This window comes from Persicitalea sp. (genome assembly GCF_041751555.1).
Taxonomy (GTDB): domain Bacteria; phylum Bacteroidota; class Bacteroidia; order Cytophagales; family Spirosomataceae; genus Persicitalea.
Map to the genome: position 1 here is coordinate 1 of NZ_JBGSXF010000648.1, position 14,863 is coordinate 14,863.

Consider the following 14,863-nt stretch of genomic DNA (forward strand, 5'->3'; position numbering starts at 1 on the left):
ATGGTAGTTTTGGGGCTGGTATTCGTCTTCGCCGTGCGGCCTGTGGCGGGTTATTTGGGTTTGCTGGGGACGGATTTGCACCCGCTCCAGAGAGGTGCTGTGTCGTTTTTTGGAATCAAAGGCATCGGCTCGTTCTTTTACCTTTCGTTCGCGCTGTCCGAAGCGAAGTTCGAAAATGCCCGCGAGATCTGGGCAATAGCGGCTTTCACAGTGGTAGTTTCGCTGCTCACCCACGGCTTCACAGCGGCCATCAGCATGGAAAAAATTGAAGAAAAATTTGCCGGACAACCCGCCGAAGAAGTTGACTTACCCGCCAAGGGGCCGTAACTTGCGAATTGGACGCTGACAAATACTAAACTGTGCATTTGCCCTCAACTACTCTCACTTTGTGCCTTTGTCCCTCTGCCCCTTTGTGCCTTCTGATAGCACTTCTGTGCTTTTCCTGCCACCGGATGCCCGTTGATTCAGTTGTTTTACAAGAAGGCGTTTCGGAAGAACTTGCTCAGGTTCGGAAGCAGACGATAAGCGACATCTCCTACCAGCTATCATTTGACATTCCTCCCCAGAAGGATAGTCCCATTCCCGCTAGTGAAACCATATCCTTTCATTGGCAGAAGAACCCCAACCCGCTTTCCCTGGATTTTAAGGAAAACCGCGATCATATCGAGACTATTTCGGTCAACGATAAGAGAGTACCCATTATCTTCGAGAAAGAGCACATCCAGATTGGGGCAGAGTTTTTGAGGAAAGGCAAGAATAAAATCGCCATCGAGTTCACAGCCGGGGATCTTTCCCTGAACCGCAACGATGAGTACCTCTACACGCTGCTCGTTCCCGACCGCGCCCGCACGATATTCCCCTGTTTCGACCAGCCGGATTTAAAGGCAACTTTCGAATTGATGCTGACAGTCCCCGCCGACTGGACCGCTGTTTCCAATGCGCCCATGCGTGACAGCCTGATCTCGAAGATGCAGAAGTCCTTCTATTTCAAACCTACCGACTTGTTGCCAACGTATCTTTTCTCCTTCGTGGCCGGAAAGTTCGATCCCGTGACGCGGACGCTCGGCGGACGCGAAATGACGCTGTACCACCGCGAGACGGACACGTCAAAAATCCGGCTTAGCCTCGACCCGATTTTTGAAACGCACAACGACGCGCTAGGTTTCATGGAAGACTATACGCAGGTAAAGTACCCTTTCCAAAAATTCGATTTCGCGGCTATTCCCGATTTTCAGTATGGCGGTATGGAACACGCGGGGGCGATTCAGTACAAGGCGGCGAGCTTATTCCTGGATAAAGGCGCGACGCGCAACCAGAAAATGAGCCGTATCAAACTGCTCGCCCACGAAACGGCCCACATGTGGTTCGGCGATTTAGTAACGATGCGCTGGTTTAATGATGTCTGGATGAAGGAAGTTTTCGCCAATTTTATGGCCGACAAAATTGCGAAAGTGGCCCAGCCATTGAGCAACTACGAACTCGAATTCCTGATTTCGCACTTCCCGACGGCCTACGGCGTGGATCGCACCGAAGGCCCCAATGCCATCGGTCAGCCGCTCGATAACCTGAACCAGGCCGGGACGATGTACGGGCCAATCATCTACCACAAGGCCCCGATCATGATGCGCCAACTCGAACGCCTCATGGGGCCAGACGCCCTGCGCGACGGCCTGCGCAAGTACCTGAAAAAGTACGCCTACAGCAACGCTACCTGGCCCGACCTGATCGCGATACTTGACCCCTATACGCCCACCGACCTCGCCGCCTGGAATAAGGTATGGGTCGAGGAAACGGGGCGGCCTCGCTTTGGGTACAGTCTCGAAGGCTCGGCGGGCAAGATCGATAAACTAGTTATTACGCAGCAAAGCGAGGATGAATTCGACCGGATTTGGCCGCAGTACTTCGAGATCGCCCTTCTCTACCGCGACCGGGTAGTGGAATTGACCATTCACATGAACGCCGACACGGTGCTGGTTCCAGAGGTAGTTGATTTGGACATGCCACTCAACATTTTGTTCAATTCCTCGGGGCAGGGCTACGGGCTGTTTCCCATGAATCGGAGCCTGATCGTGCAACTACCCGACCTAGTCACCGACCCGCTGATGCGAACTTCGGCCTACATTACTTTTTACGAAAATATGCTCAACAAAAATCCGGGAATCCCCCCGTTGCTGTTGGCCGATCTATACCTTAAAATGTTGCCCAGGGAAACTGAGGAGCTAAGCCTGGACTTGATCACCGAACAGCTTTCCGACATTTTCTGGCAATTCATGAAGCCCGCCGAACGAGCCGAATGGAGTGAGTACCTGGAAGGGAAAGTATGGGAAGCCATGACGCGAGTAGAGGATGGAAACAAGAAAAAAATCATCTTCAAGCTTTACCAAAGTACCGCCCTCAGCCCGGAAGCCAAGGATCGCCTTTACGAAATATGGCGCACCCAGCAAGCCCCGCCGGGCGTCACGCTCACCGAAGACGACTACACGTCACTGGCCTTGACGCTGGCCGTGCGCGACTACGCGACGGCTGATGTTTCTTCAAAAAACATCCTGGAACAACAACTGATCCGCATCAAAAATCCCGACCGGAAAAAGCGGCTGGAATTTATGATGCCCGCCTTGTCGGCAGATGTGGCTGAAAGGGACGAATTTTTTGCTTCTTTGAAACAAGGAAAGAACCGCGAACACGAATCGTGGGTAGCGGCGGCGCTCAATTATTTGCACCATCCGCTGCGAGCCGAAACTTCCCAAAAGTACCTGCGTCCCAGTTTGGATTTATTGGAAGAAATCCAAAAAACAGGCGACATCTTTTTTCCGTCGGCCTGGCTGAGTGCGACGCTGGGTTCCTACCAATCGACCGAAGCCGAGCGCATCGTCCGCGCTTTCCTGCAAGAACACCCCAACTACAACCCACGCCTGAAAGCCAAACTCCTGCAAGCCGCCGACAACCTTTTTCGCGCTGAGCGGATTGTGAATTGAGTTCATCCAAAAACTCCTGTGATAAGTATCTACTCATAGACTCATAGACTTTAAACTCATGAACTCATGAACTCCAAGATGGATCCCATCCAAGACTACCTAGCTAGATGCCGCTCGATTACCGACACCGTCGAAAGCCAAAAGACCGAAATTCAAACCGCCGCTCGCTGGTTTGCCGATAGCATTCTGGCGGGGCGCATGGTTCACGTCTTTGGTAGCGGCCACAGCCGTATCATGGTTGAGGAGATGTGGCCGCGCTACGGTTCTTTTCCCGGTTTCAACCCGATCGTAGAGCTTTCGCTGACCTTTCATAACCTGGTAGTGGGAGCCAACGGGCAGCGGCAGGCGATGTTTTTGGAGAATGTCCCCGGCCTGGCCGATCGCATCCTGCGTAACTTCGACCTGTCGGAACAAGATTCCGCCCTGGTCATTTCGTCGAGCGGCTGCAATGTCGTGCCCATCGAAATGGCGGAGTTATTCCAGAAAAGCGGTGTGAAAGTCGTAGCTTTGATCACCCGCGCGCACTCCGAACAAAGTACGTCCAAACGCGCTGATGGTCAAAAACTGAGCGACTTCGCTGACTTGATTCTCGATACGGGTGCACCTGTCGGCGATGCGATGGTGAAGATACCCGACCTCGATACGCCTGTCGCGCCAGGTAGCACTATTGGTGGCGCGATGCTGGTTAATTGCATCAAGGCCGAAGTGGCCCGATTGCTCACAGAGGCCGGACAACCTCCAAAAGTACTCAGCGCGGGCGTGGTAGTTGGCGCACAAAAAGCCGTCGAACTCTTCGAGTCCGCCTACGACGAACACGCCCACCGCCTGGCCAAACTTTATGAAAATGTGGGTAATAAATGAAAAGCTGTAAAGCGATTTTGTAGTATAAGCGTTCCCAACTTTCCATTCTCAACTAAAACAATGCAGCCCGTACCCATCAAAACTACCGTCGTAGGTTCTTTGCCCTTCCCCGGTTGGCTCGAATTTGCCAGCCTGAACCTAGACAAACTTGGCCCCGCCGACCTCAGCGAAATGATCGACGACGCCGTCATCGCCGCCATCCATGACCAGGTTGCCGCCGGGCTGGATGTCATCACCGATGGGGAGCAAACGCGCCTCGATTTCAACCTGTCGTTTTACGGCTTCATTAAAGGCATCGAAAACGATGCCTCCGAAACCCGTAAATATGGCCCGCCCGCTCACGACCAGCGCGGCAAAAACAGCATCGTGGCACCGCTCACAGCCCCCGGTGGCCTGGGTGTAGTGGAGGAATACAAGCGACTGAAACGACTGGCACCCATAGGGCAGGGGTTGAAGATGTCCATTCCCGGCCCCTACACGCTGGCCGGGCGGCTCAATCCGGGTAGTTTTTATAAAGATCGCTGGGAAATAACCGAAGCTATTCTGCCCCTGGTGAGGCAGGAAATCGCTGATTTGGTGGCCCTGGGCTGTCCCGAAATCTGCGTGGACGAGCCTTCGATGAGTTGCTACGCCTACCGCGAGGACACCAAGCGTTTCGTAGATATTTTTAACCGCACCGTCGCGCCGGGTGTGGGCAAAACACGGCTGTCGATGCACCTTTGCTTCGGCAACTACAAGGGCCGCTCGGTGGGCAAGAAGACCATCGCCCCTATGCTGCCCGACTTCATGGATATGACTGTGGACGAACTGCACTCGGAAATGACGATTCTGAACTTCGCCGAGGTGAAATTGCTGGAACGCTTCGCCGAGAAGTTCGACGTGGCCGTGGGCGTGATCGACGTGAAGAGCTACTACATCGAATCCGCCGAGGACGTGGCCGAACGCATTCGCAAAGTACTTCCCTATGTACCCGCCGAGAAACTGGCCGTGGCCCCCGACTGCGGCTTAAGCCAAACCGCCCGCTGGGCAACGAAATTAAAATTGAAAGCGATGTGCGACGGCGCAAAGCTAATGCGCGAAGGATTGTAGAGACGCGATTCATCGCGTCTAAGCGGAAGCAAAAGAAAATCCCGCTCATGCGTCTGAGCGGGATTTTTCCTAAAACTAGGTACTTTATATAGCTTTTTAATGCGACTTCGCATAATGCGCTTTGAGTAAATCCTCCGAAAAATCGTCCGTCAGGTCGCGCACGACGGTATGGATGTGATTGGCATCGTTTTGGGTATTGTCGAACTCGATCAGGATCGTCGGGCCGTGAATTCGGTAGTAGTGTCCCTTGTCTTTGCCCATTTCTAATTTGGTATCGCCCATCCAGGCAAAGTACAGGTTATCCATGCCCGCTTTCTCCAATTGTTTCATCTGCTGGTTTTTGAGCGTGACGTGGTAGCGGTCGAGGTAGAGAGCGATGAGATTCTTGAAAATCCTTTGCTGTGCAGCAGTCATGTCTTTCATAGAAACCCCCTCAAACTTATCCTTATCGAGGCCCGTCACCTGCCGCTGGTTGACCGAGAAAATCTCGTAAGGTGCTTTAGGAGCCAGGATCGCTCGCTTGCTCTGGTCGGCGTCTAACGAATTCAGCAGTTCGTAGCCCATATCTTCCTCCTCGCCCAGCACGCGCTTGCCCTTCTGCGGCACGTCGAGAAGGACGTGGCCGGGGTTGCTCCCCAGAAAACTGGGCGTGAACGAAATGTGTCCGCCCACCGAGGTGTAGTGAATCGAGATGTGGTGCCCCTCCATGCGCCAGCCCCAGGGATCTTTGGTGGCGGGATCGCCGAACACCAGGAAAGCGTAGTTTTCGGGGTCGCGGCGGGTGTCATTGGGCGGACGATTTTCCAGCACACGCAGGACATTTTCCAGATCGATAATGTCCTTTATCTTCTGATAGCCCTTATCCGTCATAACTACCTCCACCATATTCATGGCGGCCTGGCGTTGCGGTTCGCTCATACGTTTGAGGTTGAAGCCCAATCGCTCGCGGGGGATGAAGTGCCAATTGTAACGCAAAGTGTCGGCCATCGGGTGTACGACTTCGGCTTTTTGTTCGGCGTTGAGCGTGTTCAAAAAAGTACTGACTGCCCTGGTCATTTGCGGGTTGAGGTCGTCTTTTTGAACGCCGCGCTCATTTGCGGAGTCAGGTCGGGAAACACCCGTGCACCCGATCAGCAGAAATAAAGGAACTAAGAAAATTCTCATAAATAAGAAGGGGTAATAGTGTAAGTGAGGTACCAGCTAGTTTCAAAGCTCTCGGATGCGCATGTTCTTGAACCACACCTCATCGCCGTGGTCTTGCAGGGCAATTTTGCCACGGGCGTGGGGCGTGGCATAGGCCCACTTGCTGAACTTGCTTTTTGCCAGTTGCGCCTTCCAATCGTCGGAGCCATAGACGTAATCCACCACTTTTTCGCCGTTGAGCCAGTGCTCCACGTGGTTATCCTTAATCTTGATGCGGCCTTTGTTCCATTCTCCGGCGGGTTTCGTAGCTTTTAGGTTGCCGGGAGCCTGCATATCGTAGTTGGCCCCCGTTTTCTGACGGTCGTTGATTTTGACCATCTTCCCGCCGTCATTAAGAGGAGGGTAGTTCTCGTCGTCGATAATCTGGTATTCGGGTCCGGAAAAGTAGGTGGCGTTCTTGGGGTCTTCCACCACTTTATAAATCACACCGCTGTTGGCTTTGGGAGGAATTTTGAAATCGAATTCCATTTCGAAATCGCCGTATTCTTTATCGCTGACCAGGTCGCCGCTGCCGCCGTGCGTCATAAGGGCACCGCTCATCACCATCCATTTTTTGGCGTTGTCAGCGCGGTAAGCGTGCCAGCCTTTGGTAGATTTTCCGTCAAACAGGCTTGTCCATTTACCTGTTTTTTGCGCCATTGCCGCGCTGGCCAGCAGGCAAATCGTCAGTATTAAGCTAATTTTCTTCATTTTCTTTTTTTGTAAAATGTTTGGCTAACCAAAGAAACCCGTGGCTGGATTATACTTTATCCAGCCACGGGTTTTCGAACGGAATCCCACGTATATTATTTCGATTTCATTCTTGACAAAATCTCCGACAGTGCTTTTTGGGCAAACTTGGACCGAACCAGCGAGCCGCTGACGGACGCGCGTTGCCGCAGCAAATCATCCCAGTGGTCGGTACCTTCCCAGAAAACTTGTTTCATCCGACGCATCGACTGCGGATCATAGGCAGCGAGTTGCTGGGCTATGCTGGCAACGTGTTCGTCCAATTCTTCGGTGGTTTCCAGCACATCGTCGTAAAGTCCCTTCTGCCAAGCCCAAATCGCCGTTTTGAATTCGGTGGCATTGATCGTCAAATGGCTTGTAGCTGCCAGGCCAATCTTGCGCCTAACGGCGGGTTCGATGACAAATGGGCCGATGCCCACCGTCAGTTCGCTGAGCTTGATAGCAGCATGGTGCGTGGACAGGCAGTAGTCTGCTGCGGCCAACAGCCCCACGCCACCTCCTACGGCCTTGCCCTGAGTCCGGGCGATGATGAACTTGGGGCAAAGGCGCATGGCATTTATGACGTTGGCGAAGCCAAGAAAAAAAGACTCACCTTTCTCCTCGTTTTCGATAGCGGCCAGTTCGGTGAGCGAGGCCCCGGCGCAGAAGGCCCGATTTCCGCCCGACCGCAACACAACTACTGCAGAATCGGCTGCTTCTCCTGCTTGCTGAATAGCTTGCGCCAATTCGTCGAGCAAACTAGCAGGCAGCGCGTTGCCCGCCGGATGAAAGAACTCAACCGTAACGACGCGGTCTTCGGTAAATGTTTTAACGTAAGGTTCCAAGTGGAGAGCGATTTTTCATTTTCCAAAAAGCCGAGCCCAAAAACCCTTGGCTTTCGTCTTCGTAGCTTCCAGGGCTTCGGCAGCATCCTCTCTAATGTCGTCAAAATCCTCGGCGGCTTTGGCGGCAATTTTGGCGACTTTCTCCTTAGTCTCAGCTAGTTTTTCCTCTGCTTCTTCTCTGAGTTCATCCAATTCCTCGGCGGCTCTGGCGCGGATTTCGGCGGCTTTTTCTTTCACTTCGTCCATTTTTTCTGCGGCATCTTCCCGGAAATCTTCCATTTCCTCAGCGGCCTTGGCGGTCAGCGACTCAATTTTCGACTTGGCCTCGCCCGCTTTTTTGGTGGCTTCTTCCCGCAACTCGCCTAGTTCTTCGGCAGCCTTATCAGATAAAGATTCAATTTTCCCTTTTGCTTCGGCAGCAAGCCCGGAAGCGCCTGCCTTAACTTCATTGAATCTACCAGTCGCTTTGTCGGCCAATGACTGCGCCTCGACTTTGGCGTCGGTGATTCTATCGGCGGCATGTGCCTGCAAATCATCCACTTCCGAGACGGCCTCAGCTTTGAGTGCTTCGGCCTCCGCCTTGGCATCGACGACTTTCTCCGTCGTGGGTTCCTTAGCATCGGTAGCTTTTTCGATCACTTCTGCCTTCGTTTCGGCTGATTTTTCAGCGACCTGGTCGGTCGAAGCCTCCGTCTCCGCCTTGACTCTGTTAGCCATTTCAGCAGCGGCGGCTTTCGCTTCGAGCGCATCGTCCTTGGCTTGCTTGACCTCGGCGGTGATTTTGTTCTCCATGTGTTTTACTGCTTTATCGGCTTCTACTTCCGCCTGGCTTACCTCATCTACGGGAATCGTTTTGCCTTCGGCGGCGAGCTTTTCGGCGGCTTCACGCTTGTGGTCGAGAGATTCGGCAGCTTGTTCAGCGGCGGGGTTCGGTTTTTCTTCCATAATTCAGTAAGGGTTGGGTAGTTGAAAGCGAAATGTACGAAGTTGGCTATTAGGTTGCAAGCCAGTCGTATGCTAGTTGTGGGAGAAAGATGAGGAATTTATTGCGCAATATTCGCCTTGTCTTTCGCTCTCATCGGGGTGGCATTAATTTTGAAAGAATTTTACCAAGAAAACAATGTCCCTAAACGCTAACCCAACTATACATGAAAAAAGTAGTAATCGCTACCGCCCTTTACGCTTGTATCACCACCGGATGGCTTCTGACAAGCTGCGATAATACTAGCGACGGCAAAGAAGAATACGCTGAAGAACAAGCCGACGCCATAAATGAGGCCGATGTCGCCCGCGCCGAGATACGAAGTGCTGATGACACCTCCGACCTGGCTGATGTTCGGGATGATCTGACGGACGCAGCCAAGGAATTGGAAGCCGCCAAAAAAGAATATATGACCGAATTGAAGAATCGGCAAAGAACGCTGAACGAGAAAATAAGCGAGTTGGATTCAAAAGTGACCGACCCCAAACAAGCCAACCGCGACAAATGGGTAGAGAAACGCAAGGAACTGGTACGTGACCGCGACAAGTTGCAGGCCAATCTCCTTGAACTCCAGCAACCCATGTCAGACGACCGATTCGTGACGGCTGAAAAGGAAATAAAGGAGTTGATGGCATCGATCGATAAGGCCCTAACCGATAATTGATCGTACTGAATTTCATCCTTAAAATAAAAAGGGCAAGCCATGCTGGTTTTCCCTCTTTTTTTTATCAAGTCAATCTCCTGATCATTAAGCTCTTTACAATCTCGTAAAACACCTGGGGCGTCAACGTACGCCAATTGGTGAGTTGTAGTGTACCCCCAAAATTGAGATAGTAGTCGAGTCGGAAGCGTTGCCATTCGCGCTCCACGTGTTCGCGGAAACTTACGGCAGCGATCCAACCATCTTCAATATCCTCGAACCACTCGGCGTAGTAGTCATCTTCGGAGCCGTGAAAGTCCATGACATTCTCACCGATCAGAATAAATTGGTTGATGCCAACGGCCACGAACTCGTCCACAACGCGCCGCTTAAAGTACATGATGTCGTTGTGCAGGGCGTCGTTCCACTCGCCAAAAAGCTCGATGATCACGTAGTTCTTAATATAATCGGCGTATAATACCTTCACATACAGCGTCTCGGAGCCGATCTCGTCCCAGAACGGGTGGATGTAGTAACCGTAAATGTCGTGTTCGTAGTATTCCAGATTGGGTTCGCGGCCATAAAAGGGCGATTTTTTGTCGCGGTTGGCTACGTAGTGTTTTTCCCAATTGTAAAATGGTTCAATGTCTTGCATGGGTCGATCGGCTTTCGGCAGTCGGCTTTCGGCTTGATTCGTGCCACAGTCAACTGCAGCTTTTTATTTGTGTTTAGGGCAAATTAAAATACGTGATCGGAATTTTTCACGCTAACGAAAAAAAGTGCGTGTACATTCCTCTTACGTCAAGATTTTGAGAGGATGCTTGTCATCTTCGCTAACTGGTCTTTTTTCTAAAAATATCATACAAATGAAGTATTGACCGCAAGGAGCTTAGACCGCACCTTTGCAGATGTTGATTGACTAAACATTTGTTCTCATGAAAAAGCTACTCATAATCTTTTTGTTTGCTGCCACCACGGCGGCTTTCTGCCAGAGCGATAAAACCATCATCTACGGGGGTGTGGACGCGCTGCGCGGTGTCAAAGGCAATGGGCTGAACTACGGCTTGGGCCTGAACGCCAAACTCCAGTACCCGATTGCTCCCAACCTGGCGCTGACCGCCAAGGTTGGTGCCGAGTACTACAAAATCTCCGCCTACAGCTACGGACTGGGGTATCCGATCCTGGGGTATGGGAACGATCTCCTCACGGGCTGGGGCTTCAACACGCCCCAGTACCAGACTCAATTCTACTACTACGAGACACAGGGAGTCAGCCTGCCTCTAACGGTTGGCGCGCGCTACTACATACCCGCCGTTCTGGAAGGGCTGCATGTCGATCTCAATGGGGGAGTGGACGTGGCGGTTAGCGAAACCATGCGTACCACCTTTCGTTTGGAACCGAATGTGGGCTACACCCTCACGCTGGGGAACGGACGATTTCTGGACATATCGCTCGTGTACATCAACGCCCTGCAACCCCGAACGGGCATTGTGGGGGTGAGCTTCGCCTACGGAATCCCGGTAAATCTCTGAGCAGTCATTGGCCTATCGATGAAAGTTTTCAGGAATCTTCCACCCGCGAACTATACCTTTGCGCGCGGAAATCCAGAAGTTTTTCACCGATACTACTAGCGGTTCTTCCCGCCCAACCTTGACTCAGCCGCCCGCCAACGACCCTTACGCCGCCTTGCGGTATCCCGAATTCCGGTTTTTCATCGCCAACAGCTTTTTGTTCACGGTCGGGTTCCTAATGCAGGAAGTGGTCGTGGGTTACGAGCTTTACAAGCTAACCCATGACCCGCTCTCGTTAGGATTGATCGGTTTAGCTGAGGTAGTTCCCTTCGTGATGGTGTCGCTCTTCGGCGGTTACGTAGCCGACCGCTTTGACAAGCGCAACGTGTTGCGCATTAGTCTTTCGGTCATTATTGTGGCGTCGTTCATCCTGTACCTCATTTTTCAGCCGGGCTTCTTTGATCACTATACTTTACGGGGAAGGTTGGCGCTAGTCTATTCGGTTTTCTTTCTGATCGGTGCGGCCAAAGGGTTCTATTCACCTTCTTCTTCATCTCTGAAGCCTTTTTTGGTTCCCCGAGCCATTTATCACAATTCCTCTACGTGGAGTAGTTCATTCTGGCAGGCGGGGTCGGTCACGGGGCCGGGCGCGGCGGGTTTTCTGTATGCCTTCGTTGGCCTGACCAATACGCTGTTGGTAGCCATTGGCTGTTTTGTAGTGTGCCTGTTTCTAATTTCTATGATTGGGAAAAAGCCCATTCCGGCCTCGACCAATGCGGGTACTTTATGGCAAAAACTACGGGAGGGATTGAGCTTCGTCTTCAAAACGCGCATCGTACTTTACGCCATTTCACTGGATTTATTCTCAGTACTTTTTGGCGGCGTGGTGGCCATCCTGCCCGTTTTTGCCGAAGATATTCTGCACGTTGGGCCGGAAGGATTGGGTGTGCTGCGGGCCGCCCCGGCGGTGGGGGCGTTGCTCACCATGTTTTTCATGGCCTACTATCCGCCCACGCACACGGCCTGGCGCAATATGTTACTAGCAGTGGCGGGCTTCGGGCTGTTCACCATCATCTTCGCGCTTTCCGAATCGTTTTTGATCTCCTGCTTGGCGCTGTTCATGACGGGTTCCTGCGACAGCGTTAGTGTCATTATCCGGCAGACGATTTTGCAAATCTACCCACCCGACGAAATGCGAGGCCGCGTGGCGGCGGTCAACGGAATTTTCGTGAGTTCGTCTAACGAGTTGGGGGCCTTCGAGTCGGGCGTGGGAGCGAAGTTAATGGGAACTGTGCCTTCGGTACTGCTGGGCGGCGTGGTCACCATCGGGGTAGTTTCGTGGATTTATGTAAAATCGCGGGATTTGTTCGGGGTGCGGCTGAGTTGAGTTCACTGGAAACGCGTAGCTTTTCACCCGCATATTGAGGGCTAGAAAGAAAAAATCTCCTGTAAAGGTTTACCTGACAGGAGATTAAAAAAACACCAGTGACCCCGGCGGGAATCGAACCCACATCTAAAGTTTAGGAAACTTCTATTCTATCCGTTGAACTACGGGGTCAGGCCAGACTAGGCCGCGAATTTCGATAATTTTCGTTGACTCACCAAACCTTCGCTACTCGGCGTATTCTTCGTCGTAGTAGCCCACGTCGAGCCAATTGGGGTAGATCAGGAAGTGCTTATCGCGGACAAGGGTAGCGAGGTGGCGGCGCAGTTCGCCCATGTTCTCATTGTGTTCCGCCGAAACGAAGACCACGTGCTCGGCCTTGCTGGCGTGGTAGCTCTTGCGGAGTTGCTCGATGAGGTCTGGCATCGGCAACCGCTTTGCGGCGGTGTCTTCCGTCACTTCCTGCCAGTCTTCCGCTTCCTCGACTTCCTCCGGCTGCTCGTAGAGGTCTATTTTGTTGAAAACGATGACCGTCGGCTTGTCGGCCGCGCCGATCTCGGCCAGCGTGGTGCTGACGACTTCCATCTGTTCCTCAAAACCCGGATGCGAAATATCTACGACGTGCACCAGAATATCGGCCTCGCGCACCTCATCGAGTGTGGACTTGAATGATTCGATCAGCGTCGTAGGTAGTTTGCGTATAAAGCCCACCGTGTCCGTGAGCAGATAGGGAATATTACCCACCGATACCTTCCGCACCGTCGAGTCCACGGTGGCGAATAGTTTATTTTCGGCGAACACGTCGGCTTTGGCCAGGCGGCGCATCAGCGTGGACTTGCCCACATTGGTGTATCCCACGAGTGCGACGCGCACCAGGCGGTCGCGATCCTTGCGGCGCGTGGTGCTTTGGCGGTCGATCTTGCGCAGTTTTTCTTTTAACAGAGAAATGCGGTCGTTAATAATCCGGCGGTCGGTTTCGAGTTCCTTTTCACCGGGGCCGCGCATACCCACGCCTCCCTTTTGCTTGCTTAGGTGGGTCCACATGTTGGTCAGGCGCGGGTACACATATTGGTACTGCGCCAGTTCGACCTGCGTTTTGGCCTGGGCGGTTTTGGCCCGCATCGCGAAGATGTCCAGAATCAGCAGACTGCGATCCAGTACTTTGATCTCGTGTTCCTCGAAGGCCGCTTCCAGGTTGCGCACCTGAGCGGGCGAAAGGTCGTCGTCAAAAATGACCATATCCACGGGTTCGGCTGCAATGAAGGTTTTGATTTCCTGCAACTTACCGCTTCCCACGTAGGTTCGTGATTCAGGCTTTTCCAGGTTTTGCGTGAAGGTGTGGGTAGTTTCTACGCCCAGCGTTGAAACCAGGAAAGCCAGTTCGTCGAGGTACTCCTTAGTTTGGGCCACGCTCTGCTTTTGGGGACTCACGGCCACCAGCACGGCGGTCTCCTGCTTTTTCTCGGTGGAGTTGGTTGCTCTTTTATCTATCAAGATTTTGGGTAGTTAGGTCTTGGGTTGATTTCTTACAAATGCCTGAATGCAAAAGCATTCGGCAAGCAGAAAATAACCGCTTCCAGAGTGGATTAGTTCTATCGATCCTTCTGCAAGTCGGACGCTGACTCATAGTTACTGATTACTGGAATCGGCTGACGACTCACTCTACCCTAATGTGAACGCTTTTGCCCAGATAAACTTCTTGGGGCAGATCCACGATGAACAACGTGCGGTTCTGCTGTTCATCCACGACGGTGCGGTAGTTATCACCTTGTGTTTTATAAATTCCGCTCACCGACAGCAATATGCGACTCAACTTTCGGGAAGGGTCAGCCAGGGTCAACTCGCTCATTCGGCCATTTTTCATTTTCAGCATAGCCATGCCGGGACTGTCCAGCCGAACATTTATTCCCTTCTCGATTTCCACAGTTCCGACCTGATAGAAAGCAAGTTGCGTGATACCCAGCTTACTCTGCCGCACGGCCTGCAAAGCCGGGGTGTTGGAAAGAATCTCGATCGAGCGATTGTTGCGGCTGGTTTCGTTCAGCTCCTGCTCCGACACGTCGGGAACCACAATGTACTGATAGGATCCCCCGTCCGGCCTTTTGCCGTGATCGAACCATAGCGTGAACACGTCTTCGCTAACCACCACATCGCTGATATTTTTCTCATCGGTAATGGCCGCCCAACTACCCGTTTCGGCTTGATTGGACAGGCTGACGGTAGTTGGTTCCGGGAAAACGTAGCCTATTTTGTCGTGGTGCACCCACTTCACTTCCGAAAGCGCCCGGTTGCCTTTTGGAGCACTTTGTCGGATGCCGTTCTGCATCATGCGTACGTCGCCTTGCATCAACACCTGATTCAGGGTAGTGGCTACCGCGAAATCCGTTTTTGCATGGATGTCAGCACCCAGGCAAACGTACTCCTTGTCAAAGAAGAACCAAGATTTTTTAGCTTCCAGCGGATCGTGAGGACTTTTGAAATCGAAAACCACAGCTCCGTACAGTCCGTCGGTTACTGCACCCACAAAATCGGTCAACCCGTCCTTTTGAATATCGTCGGGGCCGGGTAGTTGGGGCTTTTGCAAGATCGTGGTTCCCGAAATCTTTTGCCAGTCGTACACGGGCCAGATGTTGTGGTACTCATTGCCTTTCAGCATGAGGTAGTT

General features: G+C 52.5%; 13 protein-coding genes, 1 tRNA gene and 1 pseudogene. 7 read left to right on the forward strand and 8 right to left on the reverse strand.

What is annotated here, in order from left to right; genetic code table 11:
- From ACEW8P_RS22795 to ACEW8P_RS22810, 4 genes and pseudogenes are all read left to right on the forward strand, one after another.
- Window positions 1-327, forward strand: a pseudogene (locus ACEW8P_RS22795) (sodium:proton antiporter); the annotation flags it as partial.
- Window positions 328-452: 125 nt separating this feature from the next.
- Entirely contained in the window at window positions 453-2,975 is a 2,523-nt protein-coding gene (locus ACEW8P_RS22800; protein WP_373515374.1) for a M1 family metallopeptidase, read from the forward strand.
- Between the two features lie 78 nt (window positions 2,976-3,053).
- Window positions 3,054-3,836, forward strand: coding sequence for a sugar isomerase domain-containing protein (locus ACEW8P_RS22805; protein ID WP_373515386.1), 783 nt, complete (start codon window positions 3,054-3,056; stop codon window positions 3,834-3,836).
- Window positions 3,837-3,896: 60 nt separating this feature from the next.
- Complete coding sequence (locus ACEW8P_RS22810) at window positions 3,897-4,925, forward strand: methionine synthase (protein WP_373515375.1); 1,029 nt, start codon at window positions 3,897-3,899, stop codon at window positions 4,923-4,925.
- A gap of 96 nt (window positions 4,926-5,021) precedes the next feature.
- Here the strand turns inward: ACEW8P_RS22810 and ACEW8P_RS22815 are convergent, their stop codons facing one another.
- The 4 genes from ACEW8P_RS22815 to ACEW8P_RS22830 form a co-directional block, all read right to left on the reverse strand.
- Entirely contained in the window at window positions 5,022-6,089 is a 1,068-nt protein-coding gene (locus tag ACEW8P_RS22815; RefSeq protein WP_373515376.1) for a DUF3500 domain-containing protein, read from the reverse strand.
- Window positions 6,090-6,131: 42 nt separating this feature from the next.
- Complete coding sequence (locus tag ACEW8P_RS22820) at window positions 6,132-6,818, reverse strand: DUF1080 domain-containing protein (protein ID WP_373515377.1); 687 nt, start codon at window positions 6,816-6,818, stop codon at window positions 6,132-6,134.
- Window positions 6,819-6,913: 95 nt separating this feature from the next.
- Window positions 6,914-7,681 carry an enoyl-CoA hydratase/isomerase family protein gene (locus ACEW8P_RS22825; RefSeq protein ID WP_373515378.1) on the reverse strand — a complete coding sequence of 256 codons (768 nt, stop codon included), beginning with the start codon at window positions 7,679-7,681 and terminating at the stop codon, window positions 6,914-6,916.
- 15 nt (window positions 7,682-7,696) lie between these two features.
- Entirely contained in the window at window positions 7,697-8,626 is a 930-nt protein-coding gene (locus ACEW8P_RS22830) for a hypothetical protein (protein WP_373515379.1), read from the reverse strand.
- A 203-nt stretch (window positions 8,627-8,829) separates the two neighbouring features.
- Between ACEW8P_RS22830 and ACEW8P_RS22835 the strand changes: the two genes are divergently transcribed.
- Window positions 8,830-9,327, forward strand: a complete 498-nt coding sequence (locus ACEW8P_RS22835; protein WP_373515380.1) for a hypothetical protein — start codon at window positions 8,830-8,832, stop codon at window positions 9,325-9,327.
- Window positions 9,328-9,391: 64 nt separating this feature from the next.
- On the opposite strand, the gene ACEW8P_RS22840 is transcribed toward ACEW8P_RS22835, so the two are convergent.
- Window positions 9,392-9,958, reverse strand: a complete 567-nt coding sequence (locus ACEW8P_RS22840) for a hypothetical protein (protein ID WP_373515381.1) — start codon at window positions 9,956-9,958, stop codon at window positions 9,392-9,394.
- 280 nt (window positions 9,959-10,238) lie between these two features.
- Between ACEW8P_RS22840 and ACEW8P_RS22845 the strand changes: the two genes are divergently transcribed.
- Together ACEW8P_RS22845 and ACEW8P_RS22850 are read left to right on the forward strand one after the other, a co-directional pair.
- The gene (locus tag ACEW8P_RS22845) at window positions 10,239-10,835 is read left to right on the forward strand and encodes a hypothetical protein (RefSeq protein ID WP_373515382.1); all 597 of its coding nucleotides are present in this window, start codon (window positions 10,239-10,241) and stop codon (window positions 10,833-10,835) included.
- Window positions 10,836-10,953: 118 nt separating this feature from the next.
- Entirely contained in the window at window positions 10,954-12,201 is a 1,248-nt protein-coding gene (locus ACEW8P_RS22850; protein ID WP_373515383.1) for an MFS transporter, read from the forward strand.
- 99 nt (window positions 12,202-12,300) lie between these two features.
- On the opposite strand, the gene ACEW8P_RS22855 is transcribed toward ACEW8P_RS22850, so the two are convergent.
- The 3 genes from ACEW8P_RS22855 to ACEW8P_RS22865 form a co-directional block, all read right to left on the reverse strand.
- A tRNA-Arg gene (locus tag ACEW8P_RS22855) sits at window positions 12,301-12,372 on the reverse strand.
- Window positions 12,373-12,426: 54 nt separating this feature from the next.
- Complete coding sequence (gene hflX, locus ACEW8P_RS22860; RefSeq protein ID WP_373515384.1) at window positions 12,427-13,692, reverse strand: GTPase HflX; 1,266 nt, start codon at window positions 13,690-13,692, stop codon at window positions 12,427-12,429.
- Between the two features lie 163 nt (window positions 13,693-13,855).
- Window positions 13,856-14,863 (reverse strand): polysaccharide lyase family 8 super-sandwich domain-containing protein (locus ACEW8P_RS22865; protein ID WP_373515385.1); only part of this gene is annotated, 1,008 nt, incomplete at its 5' end.

Coding starts and splice junctions, on each gene's coding strand:
- ACEW8P_RS22800 (WP_373515374.1), top strand. CDS start 453: ATGCCCGTTGATTCAGTTGTTTTACAAGAAGGCGTTTCGGAAGAACTT.
- ACEW8P_RS22805 (WP_373515386.1), top strand. CDS start 3,054: ATGGATCCCATCCAAGACTACCTAGCTAGATGCCGCTCGATTACCGAC.
- ACEW8P_RS22810 (WP_373515375.1), top strand. CDS start 3,897: ATGCAGCCCGTACCCATCAAAACTACCGTCGTAGGTTCTTTGCCCTTC.
- ACEW8P_RS22815 (WP_373515376.1), bottom strand. CDS start 6,089: ATGAGAATTTTCTTAGTTCCTTTATTTCTGCTGATCGGGTGCACGGGT.
- ACEW8P_RS22820 (WP_373515377.1), bottom strand. CDS start 6,818: ATGAAGAAAATTAGCTTAATACTGACGATTTGCCTGCTGGCCAGCGCG.
- ACEW8P_RS22830 (WP_373515379.1), bottom strand. CDS start 8,626: ATGGAAGAAAAACCGAACCCCGCCGCTGAACAAGCTGCCGAATCTCTC.
- ACEW8P_RS22835 (WP_373515380.1), top strand. CDS start 8,830: ATGAAAAAAGTAGTAATCGCTACCGCCCTTTACGCTTGTATCACCACC.
- ACEW8P_RS22840 (WP_373515381.1), bottom strand. CDS start 9,958: ATGCAAGACATTGAACCATTTTACAATTGGGAAAAACACTACGTAGCC.
- ACEW8P_RS22845 (WP_373515382.1), top strand. CDS start 10,239: ATGAAAAAGCTACTCATAATCTTTTTGTTTGCTGCCACCACGGCGGCT.